This window comes from [Scytonema hofmanni] UTEX 2349 (assembly GCF_000582685.1).
GTDB lineage: Bacteria > Cyanobacteriota > Cyanobacteriia > Cyanobacteriales > Nostocaceae > Hassallia > Hassallia hofmanni.
On sequence record NZ_KK073768.1, the window covers coordinates 5,291,602 to 5,310,559 of the forward strand.

Annotated in this window: 14 protein-coding genes and 1 other RNA gene; 11 read left to right on the forward strand and 4 right to left on the reverse strand. The window is 40.8% G+C overall.

Annotated elements, in window-relative coordinates; translation table 11 throughout:
- Nucleotides 1-619: 619 nt before the first annotated feature.
- The 3 genes from ssrS to TOL9009_RS0129240 all read right to left on the reverse strand — a co-directional run bounded on the left by ssrS (nucleotide 620) and on the right by TOL9009_RS0129240 (nucleotide 3,606).
- Nucleotides 620-802: non-coding RNA, 6S RNA (gene ssrS / locus TOL9009_RS42705), on the reverse strand.
- A 385-nt stretch (nucleotides 803-1,187) separates the two neighbouring features.
- On the reverse strand, nucleotides 1,188-1,607 hold the full coding sequence (locus TOL9009_RS0129235; protein WP_029636915.1) for a hypothetical protein: 420 nt from the start codon (nucleotides 1,605-1,607) through the stop codon (nucleotides 1,188-1,190).
- Nucleotides 1,608-1,968: 361 nt separating this feature from the next.
- The gene (locus TOL9009_RS0129240) at nucleotides 1,969-3,606 is read right to left on the reverse strand and encodes a CTP synthase (RefSeq protein ID WP_029636916.1); all 1,638 of its coding nucleotides are present in this window, start codon (nucleotides 3,604-3,606) and stop codon (nucleotides 1,969-1,971) included.
- Between the two features lie 86 nt (nucleotides 3,607-3,692).
- Here TOL9009_RS0129240 and TOL9009_RS0129245 point away from each other — a divergent pair, with 86 nt between their 5' ends.
- The 6 genes from TOL9009_RS0129245 (at nucleotide 3,693) to TOL9009_RS40865 (ending at nucleotide 12,283) form a co-directional block, all read left to right on the forward strand.
- Nucleotides 3,693-5,447 carry an N-acetylmuramoyl-L-alanine amidase gene (locus TOL9009_RS0129245; protein WP_029636918.1) on the forward strand — a complete coding sequence of 585 codons (1,755 nt, stop codon included), beginning with the start codon at nucleotides 3,693-3,695 and terminating at the stop codon, nucleotides 5,445-5,447.
- Nucleotides 5,448-6,229: 782 nt separating this feature from the next.
- On the forward strand, nucleotides 6,230-7,042 hold the full coding sequence (locus TOL9009_RS40860; protein WP_038297759.1) for a WecB/TagA/CpsF family glycosyltransferase: 813 nt from the start codon (nucleotides 6,230-6,232) through the stop codon (nucleotides 7,040-7,042).
- 91 nt (nucleotides 7,043-7,133) lie between these two features.
- Complete coding sequence (locus tag TOL9009_RS0129260) at nucleotides 7,134-9,329, forward strand: GumC family protein (protein ID WP_029636922.1); 2,196 nt, start codon at nucleotides 7,134-7,136, stop codon at nucleotides 9,327-9,329.
- Entirely contained in the window at nucleotides 9,326-9,910 is a 585-nt protein-coding gene (locus TOL9009_RS0129265) for a serine O-acetyltransferase (RefSeq protein ID WP_029636923.1), read from the forward strand. The genes TOL9009_RS0129260 and TOL9009_RS0129265 overlap by 4 nt, the downstream gene beginning before the upstream one ends.
- 10 nt (nucleotides 9,911-9,920) lie before the next feature.
- The gene (locus TOL9009_RS0129270; protein WP_029636925.1) at nucleotides 9,921-10,958 is read left to right on the forward strand and encodes a glycosyltransferase family 2 protein; all 1,038 of its coding nucleotides are present in this window, start codon (nucleotides 9,921-9,923) and stop codon (nucleotides 10,956-10,958) included.
- Nucleotides 10,959-11,056: 98 nt separating this feature from the next.
- Complete coding sequence (locus tag TOL9009_RS40865) at nucleotides 11,057-12,283, forward strand: glycosyltransferase family 4 protein (protein WP_038296679.1); 1,227 nt, start codon at nucleotides 11,057-11,059, stop codon at nucleotides 12,281-12,283.
- 153 nt (nucleotides 12,284-12,436) lie between these two features.
- Here the strand turns inward: TOL9009_RS40865 and TOL9009_RS49775 are convergent, their stop codons facing one another.
- Nucleotides 12,437-12,616, reverse strand: coding sequence for a hypothetical protein (locus tag TOL9009_RS49775; RefSeq protein ID WP_260675959.1), 180 nt, complete (start codon nucleotides 12,614-12,616; stop codon nucleotides 12,437-12,439).
- A 97-nt stretch (nucleotides 12,617-12,713) separates the two neighbouring features.
- Here TOL9009_RS49775 and TOL9009_RS0129280 point away from each other — a divergent pair, with 97 nt between their 5' ends.
- The 5 genes from TOL9009_RS0129280 to TOL9009_RS0129305 all read left to right on the forward strand — a co-directional run bounded on the left by TOL9009_RS0129280 (nucleotide 12,714) and on the right by TOL9009_RS0129305 (nucleotide 18,936).
- On the forward strand, nucleotides 12,714-13,691 hold the full coding sequence (locus tag TOL9009_RS0129280; RefSeq protein ID WP_260675960.1) for an O-antigen ligase family protein: 978 nt from the start codon (nucleotides 12,714-12,716) through the stop codon (nucleotides 13,689-13,691).
- Complete coding sequence (locus TOL9009_RS40870; RefSeq protein ID WP_313770081.1) at nucleotides 13,688-14,917, forward strand: glycosyltransferase; 1,230 nt, start codon at nucleotides 13,688-13,690, stop codon at nucleotides 14,915-14,917. The genes TOL9009_RS0129280 and TOL9009_RS40870 overlap by 4 nt, the downstream gene beginning before the upstream one ends.
- A 74-nt stretch (nucleotides 14,918-14,991) precedes the next feature.
- Nucleotides 14,992-16,227: a glycosyltransferase family 4 protein gene (locus TOL9009_RS40875; RefSeq protein ID WP_038296681.1), complete on the forward strand. Its 1,236-nt coding sequence runs from the start codon at nucleotides 14,992-14,994 to the stop codon at nucleotides 16,225-16,227.
- A 292-nt stretch (nucleotides 16,228-16,519) separates the two neighbouring features.
- The gene (locus TOL9009_RS0129300) at nucleotides 16,520-17,860 is read left to right on the forward strand and encodes an oligosaccharide flippase family protein (protein ID WP_029636928.1); all 1,341 of its coding nucleotides are present in this window, start codon (nucleotides 16,520-16,522) and stop codon (nucleotides 17,858-17,860) included.
- 11 nt (nucleotides 17,861-17,871) lie between these two features.
- On the forward strand, nucleotides 17,872-18,936 hold the full coding sequence (locus tag TOL9009_RS0129305; RefSeq protein WP_199341346.1) for an acyltransferase family protein: 1,065 nt from the start codon (nucleotides 17,872-17,874) through the stop codon (nucleotides 18,934-18,936).
- Nucleotides 18,937-18,958: the final 22 nt, after the last annotated feature.

Below are 18,958 nucleotides of genomic sequence, written 5' to 3' on the forward strand. Positions count from 1 at the left end.
TCTAAAGTTGAGAATATACATACCTGTTAATTCTATATTCTCAATCATCAAATTATTTCAGTGATATCACTTAATTATTTTCTTGATGATTGCTTTAAAATGAGAATATTTTTCCCACTTTTTCGAGCAACTATAGCGTTTTTCGGGGGAGCATCCCAATGAATGCAAAATCTAACAATATAAGCGTCATTGCGTCCGCGAACGTTCCTCTCTACGAGACGCGCAACGCGAACGCAATGACATATTAATTTTTATTATTTCATCGAATAATAAAAACTGGGATGCACCCCAATACGGTTCGGTTAGGGCAGGAGACGCGATAAATCGCCGTCTCTACAAAGGACTTTTTATTGTAAAGACGGCGATTTATCGCGTCTTTGTGATCTATAATTTTCATCAAAAAATCTTATCCGAACCGTATTGGGATGCACCCTACGCTTATACCTCATCTACCTGAAATTTGCTGTATGATTTTTCCAATCCCTACACCCTACAAGAAAGCACCCCATACCCTCTTCCGGTAAGGTTATAGCAATGAAACAACGTATCTACATTGTACGCCGTCATAATATAATTAAAAGCTCCCAAGTCTTTGCTGACTGTGGGAGCTAAAAATTTTAAGTTCACCGCGACGCCGTTTTACCTAAGTTTATGACCTGGGTTTATCCAGGTGGGAATCGAATTCCTCGTTTAAAGTTTCCGAGTCGTTGCTCGGTTTACTGCCACGAGAACAGTTGACTCCCTTTTCTTTAAAGGCATAGATCAAAAAACTTGATGGCAGTCACCAACGTCGTAGCGTAACTTCACCCATTATAGCTTTCAAAAAGATATTGTGTGTTTAATGTGGAAAATAAGCCATAGAGTTTGCCTTCCCTTGAAGCCCATCACCTTTACGACCAAGAAAACCACCCAAACGAGCAACGTCCGATCCATAACTCATCCCTGAGGAATAAATTCCCTGGCGAACTTTAATTCAGGAGGGAGGGCGGGTTAAAATTAAGAGTGGTGCAACTGGTGATTACATCAAAAGATTGCCAAGGCAGGATAAATCCTGCATCCAGCCTTCTCGATTCGGGGAAACGCCAAGGGCGAATATCCCCGGTCTGTTCGCGCAGCGTCTCCCCCTGGGAGAAGCACGGAATACGGCACTACGTGCCTGTTCCTCCTCTTCTTTTTCGGCATCTACCTTATAAAGAATATCCCGTTGCCTTATAAACGTAATCCATAACCTTCTGATACGAATCTGGATTACTCAGGGGATTAATGATGATCGGAATCGTCCCATCTGGCAACCAAAAACTTATCCTACCATTGGATTCATGACAAAATGAATTGATGCAGTTGAGATTAATTACATATTCATTTCTTTCATAAAGAATTTTCACCCAGTAAGCATTCTCTAATTCCAATCTTGTAACGCTTTCTATATAATTGAGAATCTTTTGATAATCTTCTATGTTGCTCTGCGGGTTAATCACAATCGGCAGCGTACTATCAGGTAGCCAAAATGTAACCCTGCCATTTTGTTCATAACAAAAGGCATTAATACGGTCAATATTGATTACATATTCTTTCCTCTCGTAAAGGATTTTCACCCAGTACGTCACAAAATCTCCTCAATTGTAATGACTAATCAACGCTTCGGTGCAATCTAATATTCTAACCTCGTTTCCATTCCTCTCTCCTACAAAGCTAACGTGGTGTACACAAGTCGGAAAAACATTATTCAGATTGACTCTAAAAGCTGAAAATCCAAACCTCACCCTCACTTTACCGATCTGGTTTGGGTTGAAAGGGGTTCATGAAAAAAGGGGTGCATGTGAAGAAGTTATTCACAACACGAAGATCAGTTTTTTCTTACATGAACCTACTATACGGGTTCAAAGCCCCCTCATAAAGATGGAGGTCTCCCCCAAGGGGAGGTCACAATCCTCCTCTAAATTCTTTCCCATGAACCCATGAAGGCATTTAAAACACTTCTAATGGTGCTGCAAAATTAGAGCTAGGGTGAGAACGAGCGATCGCTGCTTGCATAAATCCTGTAAATAATGGATGTGGTGCGCTCGGACGGGAAAGAAATTCTGGATGAAATTGGCAAGCTATAAAGAAGGGATGATGCGGTAATTCAATCATTTCTACTAAGCGTCCATCAAGAGATGTGCCACTTATTACATAGCCTGATTCTAAAAATAATTGGCGATAAGCATTGTTAAACTCGTAGCGATGGCGATGACGTTCGTAAACTACATCTTGTTGATATAGCTCAAAAGCCATTGTATTCGGTATGACGCGGCAAGTATACAAACCCAAACGCATTGTACCGCCTAAATCAACTACATCCTGCTGTTCGGGCAGAAGGTTAATTACTGGATTTGTCGTAGTTGGGTTAAATTCGGCACTATTTGCATCTGTAAATCCCGCAAGGTTTCTCGCCCATTCAATCACCGAACATTGCATTCCCAGACACAAACCTAAGAAGGGAATGTGCCTTTCGCGTGCATAATTAATTGCGGCAATTTTACCATCTATGCCTCTTGTACCGAAACCTCCGGGTACAATTATTCCATCAACACCCTCAAGATGCTTTTCAACATCTTCAACTTCTAGCGTCTCAGAATTTACCCAGCGTAAAACTAATTCTCCATTAGTTGCGATCGCTCCATGTCTCAATGCTTCCACAACTGACAAATAAGCATCACTTAACCTGACATACTTCCCAACAATCGCAATTTCAACTTGATATTGAGGACTGTACAACCTTTCCACCAAAGTTTGCCACTCCACCAAATCGGGAGTGCGTTGTTCCATTTGCAGCAAATCAAGTACTTGCTCTGCCAGCCCTTCTTGTTCTACAATGAGCGGTACTTCATAAATACTCTTAGCATCTTGAGCCGTGATGACGCACTCGGATGGTACATCACAAAATTCTGACAACTTCTGTTTTAACCCATTTGGTAAAGGGCGATCGCACCGACAGACTAAAATATCTGGTTGAATGCCAATAGAACGCAACTCTTTCACCGAATGCTGTGTTGGCTTGGTTTTCATCTCCCCCGCCGAAGCAATCCACGGTATCAACGTCACATGCATATACAATACATTTTGTCGCCCTACTTCCTTACGAAACTGGCGAATTGCTTCTAAAAACGGCAATGATTCAATATCCCCCACCGTTCCACCAATTTCCGTAATCACCACATCAGGAGTAGTATCACGAGCAACTCTCATAATCCGCTCTTTAATTTCGTTGGTAATATGAGGAATTACCTGCACCGTGCCGCCATTATAATCTCCGCGCCGCTCTTTATTAATTACAGCTTGGTAAATCGAACCAGTGGTAACACTGTTAAGACGCGACATTAATGTATCAGTAAAGCGTTCGTAATGTCCTAAATCTAAATCCGTCTCAGCACCATCTTGAGTAACAAACACCTCACCATGCTGAAAAGGACTCATTGTCCCCGGATCGACGTTAATATAAGGATCTAACTTGAGAATTGACACTGAATAATTGCGCGACTTGAGTAATCGTCCCAGACTAGCTGCGACAATTCCCTTACCAATACTGGAAACTACACCCCCAGTAACAAAGACAAACTTAGTCATACTATTTACAATTTCTAGCAACTTCTAAAAATACATGCCGTCATTGTGCCACAGTAATTGTGTTTTCGATTTTCTTTAATTTGGCTGTGAAAAGTATCTTCGGATTGGTATTATTAAGCTCTATAGTCATATCCTCCCCAACTTTGGCTCAAGAGCAATCTCTCAATATTGTTTTTCCCGCAGCAAACTACCAAACCAGCGAAGAAAAAATTTTCTTTCTGGGTACAGCACCTGCAAATGGAGAAGTTATCATCAATGGTAAACCCATAACTCGCAGTAAAGCTGGGCATTTTGCCCCAAGTTTACCCTTACAGTTAGGAGAGAATCTCTTTACTGTGCGCTATCAAAATCAAGAGCGTCAAATAAAGGTTACAAGGATATCTTCTCTACCTGAGATCCCAAAAGGGTTAGCTTTTGCTAAAGATTCTCTCACTCCAGTGGCAGATATTGCTAGAATAGTGGGGGAACTTATTTGTTTTAGCGCGATCGCACCTTCTAACGCTACAGTATCTGTCAAGGTAGCGAATCAAACTATTCCCCTTTTGCCTCAACCAACTCAAGCGCAACTTCCAAGCAATTTAGCCGCTCTAACGGGAAATAATCAGCCAATTACCCAATCTAACGTCGCTAAGTACGAGGGTTGCACTACTATAAATGCTGCTGCCGATGTGGGACAACCTCAATTTCAACTAACCCAGAATGGTAAAAGTATAAACCAACTGGGGAAAGGAAAAATTCAAATTATTTCACCCGCACAATTACAAGTTGCCGAGGTGACAGTAGATGCTGGAGTTGCTCGTACTGGTCCTAGTACAGATTATTCTAGATTAACACCATTACCTAAAGGTACACGCGCCACAGTCACAGGTTTTGAAGGTGAATGGTTGCGCTTGGATTATGGTGCTTGGATTAATAGTAAGGAAACTCGCATTTTATCAGGTGCAGTTCCACCAAAGACAATTATTCGCAGCGTGGGATATCGTCAACTTGCGAATGCGACGGAAATAGTTTTTCCGTTGCAAGTTCCTGTACCCGTTAGCGTACAGCAAGGCGATCGCTTTCTCACTTTGACGCTCTACAATACTACGGCGCAAACAGACATTATCAAGAGCGTTGACAACGCCTTAATTTCTCGCCTAGATTGGCAACAGTTGCCTCAAGGTGGCGTGCAGTACACCTTTAACCTCAAAAGAAACCAACAGTGGGGATACAAGCTGAGGTACGACGGAACAAGTTTAGTTTTGTCTTTGCGTCAACCTCCAGAAATCCGCAAAAATGATAAGCCACTATCTGGCATCAAGATTTTACTCGATCCGGGACACGGCGGTAAAGAATCTGGGGCAAGTGGTCCGACTGGGTATTTAGAAAAAGACTTAAATTTGGTTGTGTCGAAGTTGCTGCAAGATGAGTTGGTAAAACTAGGGGCAACGGTGGTGATGACGCGGGAAGATGATAAGGAAGTTTCTTTAGGCGATCGCCAAGCAATAATTGACAAAGAAGAAGCAGCAATTTCTCTTTCCATTCATCACAATTCTTTACCTGATGATGGTGATGCTGAGAAAATTAAGGGTTTCGCTGCATTTTGGTATCATCCCCAAGCTCACAGTTTAGCTTTATTTTTACATAATTATGTAGTGAAGAAGTTAAAGCGTCCTGCTTATGGTGTATTTTGGGATAACTTGGCGTTGACACGTCCAGCAAGTACGCCGTCGGTGTTGTTGGAATTGGGTTTTATGAGTAATCCCGATGAATTTGAATTGGTGACGAATCCCTCTGAACAGAAGAAGCAAGCTAGAGCGATCGCGCAAGGAATTGTCGAGTGGTTTAAAAGCGATCGTTAAAAGTCTCTCTGCATTCCCATTCCTTAATAAACAGGACTTACGCACGGTACTACTTATTTCCGTCCCTATCGACGCAAGGAAGCACCTATCTAAGTCTTGTTTTGTCGTAACGACTGCGTAAGTCCTAATAAATTCTGCCCTAAGTCAGATGTTTTTTTGGCTTAAGTATTTGCTTTGAAAATATAAGGAAGACTCTGCGTTTAAAAAAGCTACGAATTAATGGAAAACTGTATTTACTATTACACTTTACCAAATATATTTTGCTTTTGTCGAAGATATATGTAAATACCGCATAAGTAAATCCCGCAACCACCTTTTTTCTTAAATAGATCTACTTGTGAAATGCCAAAACCCAGACCTAGTATGACATTTGCTTGATTCAATAACTTATTTGACTTCCCATTTTTTTTCTGGAAATCCGGGCTTTTCACCAAAGCTTTACACTTACTTTAAAAAATATTTTTCTCTCTACATATTAACTTTATATTATCTCTTTGAAATTACAAGGAATAAAGGTATATTTATTTTTAGTGATAGAAAATGTACATGTCCACAGTAAATAACCAAGCAACTAAGCAATGAAATATTACTTTGGCTGATCTAATTTTTTATTGCATAAGTTTTTTTCTTTCGGGTCATTGTTGAAACTGCAATCATTGAAAACTGTATTTTATAAATATCGGTGCATCATGTTTTTTTCGATTTTCCTAGTTAAAACAATTTGCTTGGTTCGTCACTAAAAGAAGTTTTTCCCCGTAGGCTTAGTTACTTTAACGATGGTGATGAGACAGGTTAACTTACTAAATGTGACCATCAATAATATCACAATGGTCGAATTGCTAGAAAATCTGCGAATCGGTGGTATTGTTTTTACTCCTAACGTGGATCATGTGATGAAATTGCAGAAAAATCAAGACTTTTATCTTGTTTACCAAGAGGCAGATTATCGAGTTTGCGATAGTAAAGTTTTGATGTACATATCGAGTTTTTTGAAAACACCAATACAGGAGAAAATTTCTGGTTCAGATTTATTTCCAGCATTTTACAAATATTACCAGCACGACGATCAAATTAAAATATTTTTGCTGGGTGCTGAGGCAGATGTAGTTAAGATAGCTCAAAAAAAGATTAATTCAAAGGTAGGTAGAAATATTATAGTTGCGGCGCACTCGCCGTCCTTTGGATTTGAGAAAAATGAAGAAGAGTGTCAAGAGATTGTTAAACTGATTAACTCTTCAGATGCTACAGTTTTAGCAATTGGTGTAGGGGCACCCAAACAAGAAATGTGGATTGCTAAATATAGAAAGCAATTGAAGAATATCAAAGTATTTTTGGCTATTGGTGCAACTATCAGTTTTGAAGCTGGTAATATCAAGCGATCGCCTCAATGGATGAGTGAAGTTGGTCTAGAGTGGCTTTATCGGCTTTTAAGCGAACCTCAGCGACTCTGGAAGAGATATTTGTTAGATGCCATCCCATTTTTCTGGTTAATTGTGAAGCAAAGATTTCAGCTTTACGAAAATCCTTGGTCAAGCACAAAGGTGCATAAAAATAGCTCCTTGAAAAGTTTGATAAAGAGTATTAGAAAAATGTAAAAACTTTGATATAACCAGGTCTTTCATCAAGGTCTTAGTATCCTAATTTCATTCATAACCCAAAGCATTCATCTAGCATTAAATAAATTGTATGGAGAATAGGAACTATCCTGAAGAGATAGATGTTCAAAGATATTTGCTAGTTCTCAAACGTCGCTGGCTAGTAGTCTCAGGAGTGTTTGCAGCGTGTGTTTCTTTAGCTGGGATTAGTTTGTTGTTGCAACGACCTGCCTACGAGGCAACTGGACAGCTCCTTTTCCAATCAAATCGCACCTCATCTCTAACGGGAGTAGGAGAAAAAATAGGGGATCTTGAAACCGTAAAAGCTCAAGCTAATCCTCTAGACACGCAAGCTCTAGTTTTACAGTCTTTGCCCATCAAACAAGAGGTGATAAATACTCTCCAGCTGAAAGATAAAAACGACGCTCTTCTCAATCCAGAGTTACTGGCAATTAAAGCTGACTCAATTTTAGGCACTGATGTACTTAAAGTTTCTTACGTCTCTGAAGATTCTCAGTTTGCTACAGCAGTAGTCAATCAGGCAATGAAATCCTTCATTGCCAATAATCAAATGACTAATCGCTCCGAAGCTATATCCGCAGGTGGATTTATTGAAAAACAATTGCCACGAGCTAAAACACAATTAGATCGAGCAGCAGAAGACTTGCGTCAGTTTAAGCTAAAAAATCAAATTATCGAGCTGAAAGAAGAGACGAATAAGTCAGTTGAAATTATGGGTGATGTAGAGAAAGAATTAGCCCAAGCTCAATCTCAACTCGCTGATACAAGTGCCCAGGAAGTAGAAATACGCCGTCAAATGAATCTACCTGTAGATCAAGCTGTAAATATTACTTCTTTAAGTCAAGTACCTGGTGTGCAAGAACTCTTAAGTGAACTGCAAAAAGTACAAACTCAGCTAGCAGCTCAACAAGCACGCTACACAGAATCACATCCATCCATCGTTACTCTCAAGAATCAAGAAGCAACATTAAATTCTTTATTGCAGCAGCGAATATCCCAATCATTAGGATATCAAACACCGATTTCTCCTGGTCAATTGCAAATGGGGCAGATCAAGCAAAACCTAACATCAGAGTTTGTGAGATTACAGTCACAACGCTTGGGGTTAGAAAAAAAAGTAGAAGCTTTGTCTGGGATTATAGCGTCTTATAAGCGCAGAGCTAATGTTGTGCCAAATTTAGAGAAACAGCAAGGAGAACTAGAGCGAAGGTTATCAATCGCACAAAAAAGCTACGAAAACCTTGTGACTCGACAACAGGAAATCAAAATAGCAGAAAATCAAACTGTTGGAAATGCTCGTGTCATCCAATCTGCTGTGGTTGGTACAAGTCCAGGAGTAACCAAAAAGAAGCTGGGAATATCATTAGGTAGTGGATTTGCTGGTGTATTACTTGGTGTGGCAGCTGCCTTTTTTGTTGACTTAATCGATAGAAGATTAAAGACCACTAAAGAAGCAGAGGCACTTTTTGGCTATACCTTGCTAGGGCTAATTCCCAAATTTGAAACTAATAATAATACATCTGCTCCTTTGGATACTAGCTTACAAAGTGTCTCGCCGCGAGTTATTGTTGCAACCACTCCGCGTACTGTGATTCATGAAGCATACCAAATGCTTCAAGCAAATCTAAAGTTTATGAGCTTAGACAGAAAAGTTTCTGCAATTGTGGTGACAAGTTCTATGTCTGGGGAGGGTAAATCAGAAGTTGCTGCTAATTTAGCTGCGGTAATGGCTCTAGCTGGACGACGAGTTTTGCTAGTTGATGCAGATATGCGTCAGCCATCTCAACATCATCTTTGGGGTCTTATAAACTCAGTAGGTTTAAGTAACGTCATGGTTGGTGAGAATGAATTTTCACGTTCCGTCCAAAATATCACCGATAACTTATCTGTACTGACTGCTGGGGTCATGCCACCTAATCCCCTAGCATTGATTGACTCAGAACGCATGACAAATTTCATTGATATGTTGTCGAAAACTTACAATTATGTGATTTTTGACACTTCTCCTTTAGTTGGCAGCGCTGAGGCAGCAGTTTTAGGCAACATGGTGGATGGAGTCTTAATTGTAGTGCGACCTGGTGTTGTAGATTCAAGCACTGCTACCGCTGCTAAGTCCTTACTGGCACGTTCTGAAGCTAATATTTTGGGAATCATAGCCAACGCGGTCAATGTGAAGCACGAGCCTGATAACTACTTTTACTACAACAACTCCCGATCTGAACAAAATGTGGAGAAAGTAAAAACTGAAATAGGAACCATAAGATGAGTGCATCACCAAAGTTGAGAGCAAACACAAGCGACGCAGGACTTTTTACTTTAAGTCTTTGGCAGCTTGTTAAAGAAGACTGGATTGCTCACGGACGAGATTGGACTAAGCCAGGATTTAGGGCTGTAGCAGTTCAGCGTTTTGGAGTATGGAGGATGAACATTCAACCGAAACTACTTCGCGCACCCTTCAGCATACTATATCGGATGTTGTTTCGGAAAATTCGCAACACTTATGGAATTGAACTACCTTACACTGTCCAACTTGGTCGTCGGGTAATTATTGAACACCAAGGAGCAATTGTCATTCATGGAAATTGTGCGATCGCTGATGACAGTATTATTCGTCAAGGCGTTACTTTAGGCAACCGTTATTTAGACCGTCCCTCTGATGCACCAAAGTTAGGTAAACGTGTCAATGTTGGTGCTGGAGCAAAAATTTTTGGCAACGTCACTATTGGAGATGGCGCAAATATTGGTGCTAATGCCGTAGTTCTCTACGATGTTCCCCCAGGAGCAACGGCAGTTGGCATCCCGGCAAAAATCATCAATTATTCAAAGTTTGCTCGTTCTGAAAAGTGAAGTTTTTACCATGAAAAAAGTATCTGTCATTATTCCAATTTACAAAGTCGATAAATATATAGCAGCTACAGTGCAATCAGTTTTGGAACAAACTTATACAAACTTTGAACTTCTACTTATTGATGACGGTTCTCCTGATAGAAGTATAGAAATTTGCCAACAATTTACAGACCCCAGAATTAGAATTATTCGTCAACAAAATCGGGGAGTTGCTGCCGCTCGGAACACTGGCATTCGCTATGCTCAAGGAGAATATTTAGCCTTTTTAGATGCAGATGACTTGTGGTTAAAAGAAAAGCTAGCAAAACATGTTGAGCATCTAGATAATTCACCAGCAGTAGGAGTTAGCTTTTGTCGCTCTGCTTTTATTGATGAGGCAGGAAACCCTTTAGGTATATACCAGATTTCTAAGCTTCAGGGAATTACTTTGCTTGATTTACTTTGCCGCACTCCCATTGGCAATGGATCGGTGGCAGTAATTCGACGAGAAGTTTTTGAAGATATTAGATTTCAAGACAATCTTTATGGTGTTGTAGAGGACTTTTATTTTGACGACGATCGCCAATTACACCCGTCAGAAGATGTCGAATGTTGGCTGCGTATTGCGATTAAAACAAAATGGAAAATTGAGGGTGTTCCTGAGCCTCTGACGCTTTATCGGGTCAATTCACAGGGATATTCAGCCCAACTGGTTAAAAAGTTAAATTCCTGGGAAAGGATGCTAGAAAAAGCCTGTTCCTACTCTCCAACAGTGATGGTTGAGTTGGACAACATAGCTATGGCTTACCAACTGCGACATCTAGCCAGAAGGGCAGTAACTTTGCAATCGGGTTCAACATCTGTGCAACTCATGCACCAAGCTTTATCTACCTACTGGCTAATTTTGCTAGAGGAGCCACGACGTACATTGATGACTTTAGGTGCTGCCTATTTGCTCTGGCTGCTACCGCGATCGCTTTACTGTGAAATTGAGACTATGGCTTTAAAAATCACAGGAGCCAATCAACAACGTCGCATTCAAAAAGAAGAATCTGCCCTTCAATCCTAGACATCTTAATGTTACCCATAGATTAACAGGGCTTTTCCTAAAAATATTTAACTGCGATCGCACTCCACACTGTGCCATTGAAAACCCCAGATAACAACATGGCTAAACCCCTTCGGATTCTTTATGCATCTGGTCCAGAAGATGTTATTGAAGCTTACAATTATTGGATTAATGGTGGGGATGCTCCTTCACAGGTATCAGTTACCTTCTCAAGTCAGTTTTATGAAGTTTGCAAAACTTTAAATGCAAAAGGTTACGCGATCGCACGGTCTAACAAAAAGGAATTTGTGCAAGACAATCGCTTTATTGTTGAACACCGTCGGGTTCCATTCCCTAACGCATCAGGAATTTTTTATCACCTAAGACAAGTCTGGTGTGGATTGCATTTACTTGCCTCTGCCATTCGCTTTCGAGCTAATGTTGCAGTGATAAATGACGGCACAACATATTGGTTTGTTTTGTATTTATTTTCCTGGATCGGCATAAAGGTTATTCCCACGATGCATTGTATGCTGTGGTATAAGTACCTGCCTCCACGTTTAGTAGATAAAATAAATTTATCACTTAGCCGTAATTTGTTTGCTTCTGATTGTCAAGCGATATTAGTTGCATCCCAGGACATAGCTAAACAAATTTCTCAACTAACGCGCGGTGAACATCAACCGATTTTGGAATTCTTTTCTACCTATCTGCGAGCAGACTTTGCAAACATACCTAAACCATCAGTTGCATCCCCCTTCCGAGTTCTATTTGCAGGTAGGGTTGAGCAAGAAAAAGGCGTGTTTGACCTCCTAGAAATTGCCAAACGCTTTGCTATTGAGGGCAGACAAGATATCATTTTTGACATTTGTGGGGAAGGTTCGGCACTAGAGTCTTTACGTCTTGCAGGTCATCTGAGCGGCGTTGATGGCTCGTTTATCTGTCATGGGTACTGCACGAAGCCGCAAATGCGGGAAATGTTTAGCCGATCGCATGTTGTCATTGTACCTACCAGAACAAACTTTGTCGAAGGTTTCAATCGGGTTGTGTGCGAAAGTATTTTATCAGGTCGTCCGGTTATTACCTCAGCAGTTTGTCCAGCTTTGTCTTATGTGCGGGATGCGGCAATCGAGGTTCCGGCAAATGATGTTAAGGCTTACGGTGATGCACTGCTAGAGTTATGTAGCGATCGCCAACTTTATCAACAAAAGAGACAGGCTTGCTTGATAGCGCAAGAGCAGTTTTTCGATACTACAAAAAGTTGGGGGGCTACCCTTAAATCTATCCTTATAACAATTCAGAAAAAACAAGAGGTGAAGTTAATGATGACAAATAGCTCGCGGTAAAATCACAAAGATTTAAGCAAGTTGAACAAGTTAGTGTAGATAACTTCATTGTTAGGACTTACGCACTCGTTATGGAAAAACGAACCGCAGAGAACGCAGAGTTCACAGAGGTATGAGCAAGAGAGAGAATTTTTGCGTAAGTCCTGATTGTATTTAATTTTTTCTCGGAAAAAGTAATCTTATTGTGCGTAAATATTTAGAACCTGCTGAGAAAGCATTCGTCATTTTAAGCTTAACTTTTTTCACAGGAGGCTTTGCTGTCGGATCAAGCCCTATCACACTTACTCCTGGGATAATTCCAGCAATCATCATCACAGCAATCAGATATTTCATTTGGACAACTGCCAGTCTGATAATTTGCCTTGAGTGGAAAAAGTCTCTATTCACAGCCAAAAGAGATATATTTATCTGGATATTGATACCAATAATTTTGGCATCATCTATCTGGTCGTTGTTTCCACAATTCACGGCTCAATATATGCGAGAAGTTGGGCAAATGACCACTTTTGGCTTATATTTTGCCATGCGATTTAGCGTCAAAGAGCAGATCAAACTAGTTGCGTGGACGTTCACTATCGGAATTTTCTTGAGTATATTTTTTGCTGTAGGGCTACCTACTATTGGCAAGCATGTGGACGATCATCCAGGAGCATGGAAAGGAATCTACGACTATAAAAATACCTTTGGCAGCATGATGGTTTTAAGCTCATTAGCATTTTTTTTGCTGCCAGTGGAAAACTTAAGAGGACGCCTATATAAATGGGCAGGTTTTGGTCTTTCGCTGCTGATGATGTTGCTTTCAACTTCAAAAACTTCTCTTGTTCTTTCTTTCGTTATGATATTGATTTTGCTCTTATATCGTAACTTTCAATGGCGGGGAAAAATCAGTATAATTTTTTTAGATATTGGAATTCTTATTTTTGGATGTATTTCTACAGTAGTTTTAGTTCAATGGGTATCTCTGTTAACTGGTTTAGGAAAAGATCCCACTTTAACTGGACGGACACAGATTTGGGGTTCTGTACTAACTAGACTTCAAGAAAGCCCTTGGCTAGGTTTTGGACGTGGTGCGTATTGGGCAAGCGGAAGTAAATATGCAATCGAAGCAGGTCAAGCAGTATCGGAAAATTTTATCCCACCTCATGCCCACAATGGCTTCATTGATTTAGCGCTTGATGTTGGTGTTATAGGTTTATCGCTTTTTTTAATTAGTTTTGCGATCGCTTATTTTCGCGCACTTAAACAAGCTTACGCAGCAAAAAAATCAGAGGATTTTTGGCCCTTAGCTGTTCTGGTTTTCCTAGCATTGAATAATGTGACGGAAAGTTATTTACTGCGTTTAGCTAACGTGTATTGGGTTTTGTACATAACAAGCGCTCTCTCTGTTAACCAAAGAAGACGAATATGAAGCAGCAAATTGGAGTCGTTGTCATCGGACGAAATGAAGGAAATCGTCTCCATCACTGCCTACTATCAGTGGTAGGGGAAGGGATGAAGAAGGCAGAAGGCAGAGGGCAGAGGGCAGAAGGTTTACATCAGTTGGGGATTCAGACCCCTCCTGAACAAGAGCCACCAAATTTTCAATTTGGCTCCGTGCTTAAACCCTTACTCCCGACCATCGTAGCAGAGGGCAGGAATCAGAATTCCCTTCTGCCTTCTGCCTCCTGCCCTCTGCCTTTCCTGATAACAATTGTTTACGTAGATTCAGGCTCAACAGATGGTAGTGTGGCGCTAGCTCGCTCTTTAGGTGTGCATGTAGTAGAGCTGGATTTATCTATTCCCTTTACTGCTGCTCGTGCCAGAAATGCCGGCTTTGAATATCTATTACAAGTAGAACCAAATATCGAATTTGTTCAGTTTGTGGATGGAGATTGTTTCTTAGTAGACGGATGGTTGGAACGTGCAGTTGGTGAATTGGTTCGATCGCCTGATGTTGTAGTAGTATGTGGTCGGCGCCAAGAAGAATTTCCCGCTAACTCGATTTATAATCGCTTGTGCGATATCGAGTGGGATACTCCCGTTGGTGAAGCTAAAGCGTGTGGTGGTGACGCAATCATGCGTGTTTCGGCACTCAAACAAGCTTCTGGGTTCAATTCTAGCCTGATTGCCGGTGAAGAGCCAGAGTTATGTGTGCGTCTGCGTCAAGCCGGAGGCAAAATTTACCGTATAAACGCTGATATGACAATGCACGATGCTCAAATCACCCGTTTTGATCAGTGGTGGAAGCGATCGCTTCGAGCAGGTCATGCTTATGCTGAGGGATCTTGGTTACACGGTCGCAGTCCCCAACAGCATTGGGTCAAAGAAAGCCGAAGTATTTGGTTTTGGGGTTTACTTTTGCCCCTACTAGCGATCGCAACCACACCCTTAACTTTCAGTCTCAGCATACTATTACTATTAACCGCTTATGCCTCATTAATTTATAAAGTATATAAACATACTTTACAACGAGGATTTAAATCAGAAGATGCACTTCTCTACTCTTTATTTTGTCTCTTAGGCAAATTCCCACAAGTGCAGGGTCAAATTCAGTTTCACATCTCCCGCTTGCTCAAACGACAGCGTACTTTAGTTGAATACAAAGAGGAGGGGGAAAGGGTAAAGGAAAAAAGGGTAAAGGAAAGAGTTATTTAAAATACGCATAAAGCTTTCCCCTTTCCCCCTTCCCCTTTCCCCCTCTTCATGAAAATGCATTTGCTGAGGTTAACATGAAAATTGCGTATCTAGTCAATAAATACCCAAAGATAAGCCACAGCTTTATTCGACGTGAAATTGCTGCACTTGAAGCTTGCGGACTTTTAGTAGCACGCTTCTCGATCCGAGAGTGCGAATCTGAACTACTAATTGACCCAGAAGACAAATTGGAATTTCAGAAGACTCAGGTAGTTTTGGGTGTAGGTATTTTCGGATTGCTATTTAACTTATTGAGCGTTGCGATCGCTAGACCAATTCCCTGGCTAAAAAGCCTATGGTTAGCTCTGGTGATTGGTTCGGCTTCAGATCGGGGCATTTTTTACCATATCATATACTTAGTTGAAGCTTGCGTCCTACTCAATTGGTTTCGTAAATCAGAAGTAACTCACCTTCATGCTCACTTTGGAACCAATCCAACCACTGTCGCGATGTTGTGTCAAACTTTAGGTGGACCACCCTACAGCTTTACAGTTCATGGTCCATACGAATTTGATCAACCCGAAGCTTTAGCTTTGACCGAAAAGATAAATCGAGCCGCATTTGTTGTCACCGTCAGTTCCTTTACTAGAAGCCAACTTTATCGATGGTGTAACCACCAACAATGGAAAAAGATTCATGTAATTCGTTGTGGTGTAGACAATGATTTTCTCAACTCATACACAACAGCGATATCATCCGAGCCAAACTTAGTCTGCGTTGGTCGCCTTTGTGAAGAAAAAGGACAACTGTTGCTCGTTCAAGCAGTCAGCCAACTAGCGGCACTTGGTTTGCCATGTAATTTGACTTTGGTAGGTGACGGTCCTTTGAAACCTGAAATCGAAACCTTAATCAAAGACTACGGTCTTCAACAGCAGATAAAAATTACTGGTTGGGCTAGTGGTACAGATGTTCAAAAATATATTATGAATTCTCGTGCTTTGATTCTGCCTAGTTTTGCCGAAGGACTACCTGTAGTCATCATGGAAGCCTTAGCATTGGAGCGTCCAGTAATTAGCACCTATATTGCTGGCATTCCTGAACTGGTAAAGCCTGGTGTAAACGGCTGGCTCGTCCCATCAGGTTCAGTGGAAGCTTTAACAGAAGTGATGCGTGAGGTTCTGCAACTGCCAACAGAGAAACTTGAGCAAATGGGTAAAGCCGGAACTGAATCAATAAAACAATATCACAATGTTGCCCAAGAAGCAAGTAAATTAGCAAAGCTATTCCAATACAGCCAAGAAAACCATTGTAAAACCCCATCTTCATATTAGTCCGCGCAGGCGGACTTTGTTTCTGTAGCCGCGATTTTAATCGTCGGGGCTATCGACTGGTTTCTTGCATTGTTAATGCATCGCCTCGTTATGCCAATGCATCGCCTCGTTATGCCAATGCATCGCCTCGTTATGCCAATGCATCGCCTCGTTATGCCAATGCATCGCCTCGTTATGCCAATGCATCGCCTCGTTATGCCAATGCATCGCCTCGTTATGTTAATGCATCGCCTTGTTATGCCAATGCATCTAAAAACGCTACCACTTTAAGCAAAACTGTGCTAATGAAATTATGACAACACTAAAAAAGCTTGCCATTCGTGGAGCAATCTGGACAATTGCAGGTTACGGAACTAATCAAGTTTTGCGGTTTGGCAGCAACCTAATCCTAACTCGTCTGCTAGTACCAGAGTATTTTGGTTTGATGGCTGTGGTCAACACCCTAAGAATTGGCATCGAACTATTCTCAGACCTTGGCATTACTCAAAGTATTGTCAACAATAAGCGGGGTGATGAACCAGCTTTTCTAAATACTGCCTGGACACTACAAATAATTCGTGGCTGTGTACTTTGGTTGTTTTGCCTACTGATTACCTTGCCAGTTGCAAAATTATACAATGACGATCGCCTGCTTTGGCTAATTCCCATCGTTGCATTGTCCACACTTTTCGATGGATTTACTTCAACTACTATACCCACCCTTCAGCGCCGGATGCAACTAGCTAAGTTCAGCCTGTTTGAACTGATATTGCAGGTATTAGGTCTGTCTACCTTAATTGTTTTGGTAACTTTGAGTCCAACTATTTGGGCTTTAGGTGTTGGAGTAGTGCTAGGAGCAGTATACAGAATGGTGGGTAGCCATTGGTTAATACCAGGATATTCCAATCGCTTCGCTTGGGAGGGGGATGCAATTCAAGAAATTATGTCCTTTGGAAGATGGATCTTTTTAGCAACATCTGTAACCTTTTTAAATGAGCAAGCCGATCGCTTAATTCTTGCTAAACTACTATCTTTTCGGCTGTTAGGTGTTTATACAATAGCTTATACCCTGGCAGGTATACCGCGAGAAATCATTAAACATCTTAGCTATAGAGTCATTTTTCCCACAATTTCTAACCTGCTTGATTTGCCACGCTCAAGTCTGCGAGCCAAAATTATCCGGCAACGTCGGTTAATACTGATGGGGTTTGCAATTTTAATAGCTGTTCTAGTAACTGTTGGCGATTTAGTCATCGCCGTACTTTATGATAAAAGGTATGCTGAAGCAACCTGGATGATGCCGATTCTATCTTGCGGCATTTGGTTTTCTGTGTTGTTTTACACCACAAGTCCTGCTCTTTTAGCGATTGGGAAGCCTTTGTACTCAGCCCAAAGTAATTTAGCAGGGTTTGTGATGATTGGTCTGGGATTACCTTTAGCATTTTATCGTTTTGGCACAGTGGGAGCAATTATTGTGATTGCACTCAGCGATATGCCTTTGTATATAGTCAACCTTTATGGATTAAGAAGAGAACAACTTTCCTGCATAACCCAAGATATTCAGAGTACTGCCTTTTTTATTGGAGTACTCGCTCTACTTTTGATCCTTCGCAATTCGTTAGGATTTGGTCTGCCAATTCAGGCAATACTTTAATAGATACGTTTATGAAAAAAATATCTGCCAATTCAGTGTCTGCACCAAAAGTCAAGCTCGATTATCCCTTAATGCGAGAGCGACTGCACTGGGTTGATTATGCCAAAGGAATCGGGATATTTTTGGTTGTAGTTGGACACGTCCTTCGGGGTTTAATAAATAGTTCAATATTGCAACCTTCTGCACTGTTATTGTTTGTCGATCGCTGGATTTATGGCTTTCACATGCCTTTATTCTTTTTTACCTCAGGTTTATTTGTCAAGCGATCGCTATCCAAACCTTTCAAACATTTTCTGCTTGATAAGCTGTATGTCATCGTCTACCCCTATTTCCTGTGGTCGCTAATACAGATGACAATTCAAGCAGTAGCATCACGTTATACCACCACAAACCAGATATCACTTACAAACATTTGGCAGATTATCTATCAACCCTACCAGCAATTTTGGTTTTTTTATACTCTGTTTGCCATCCTGATAGTTTATGGAATACTTCATAAGCTGAAACTATCTCCAATATTCTTCTTGATTTTTGCTCTTTTTCTCTACTGTTTACATGGATTAAACGTCAACTTTGGTACTTGGGGTGTATTGTATTTGTTTCGTCGCCATGCTATTTACTTTGCATTAGGAGTAATTTTCGGTAGTGGCACCTGGCTATCTGTCAAGAGTCAAATTAACCATTTTGCCTTGATATTAATAACCTTAGGTGGATATATAGCAGTTGCACTAGCAGTTCAATTTCAACTAACTGAAAATGTGATAGCAATTCCCCTGATTGGAATGTTTGGTATCGTTGCAACAGTAGCTTTGGCTGTTTTACTTAATAAGTTCAATTTACTCTTCTTTGTTAAAAATTGGGGAATATTTTCCTTAGAAATTTTTGTGGCTCATATTATTGCTGCATCTACTTTTCGCATCGCGCTGCAAAAAATATTCGGTTTGACAGAACCCGTCATGCATTTGGTACTAGGAACCGCAATTGGTATTTATGCACCCATTGCCCTCAGTTTAATTTGTTCAAAACTGAATTTTCAAGATATGTTTATACTCCGCTCTTGGAAAAAACAATTCTAGGTGCAATTAATTTAACAAAACA

Excerpts from the sequence above, each read along its gene's own strand:
- TOL9009_RS40865 (WP_038296679.1), top strand. The coding sequence starts at position 11,057 with ATGGCTAAACCCCTTCGGATTCTTTATGCATCTGGTCCAGAAGATGTT.
- TOL9009_RS0129260 (WP_029636922.1), top strand. The coding sequence starts at position 7,134 with ATGGAGAATAGGAACTATCCTGAAGAGATAGATGTTCAAAGATATTTG.
- TOL9009_RS40870 (WP_313770081.1), top strand. The coding sequence starts at position 13,688 with ATGAAGCAGCAAATTGGAGTCGTTGTCATCGGACGAAATGAAGGAAAT.
- TOL9009_RS0129270 (WP_029636925.1), top strand. The coding sequence starts at position 9,921 with ATGAAAAAAGTATCTGTCATTATTCCAATTTACAAAGTCGATAAATAT.
- TOL9009_RS40860 (WP_038297759.1), top strand. The coding sequence starts at position 6,230 with ATGAGACAGGTTAACTTACTAAATGTGACCATCAATAATATCACAATG.
- TOL9009_RS49775 (WP_260675959.1), bottom strand. The coding sequence starts at position 12,616 with ATGAAATATCTGATTGCTGTGATGATGATTGCTGGAATTATCCCAGGA.
- TOL9009_RS0129240 (WP_029636916.1), bottom strand. The coding sequence starts at position 3,606 with ATGACTAAGTTTGTCTTTGTTACTGGGGGTGTAGTTTCCAGTATTGGT.
- TOL9009_RS0129305 (WP_199341346.1), top strand. The coding sequence starts at position 17,872 with ATGAAAAAAATATCTGCCAATTCAGTGTCTGCACCAAAAGTCAAGCTC.
- TOL9009_RS0129265 (WP_029636923.1), top strand. The coding sequence starts at position 9,326 with ATGAGTGCATCACCAAAGTTGAGAGCAAACACAAGCGACGCAGGACTT.
- TOL9009_RS40875 (WP_038296681.1), top strand. The coding sequence starts at position 14,992 with ATGAAAATTGCGTATCTAGTCAATAAATACCCAAAGATAAGCCACAGC.
- TOL9009_RS0129300 (WP_029636928.1), top strand. The coding sequence starts at position 16,520 with ATGACAACACTAAAAAAGCTTGCCATTCGTGGAGCAATCTGGACAATT.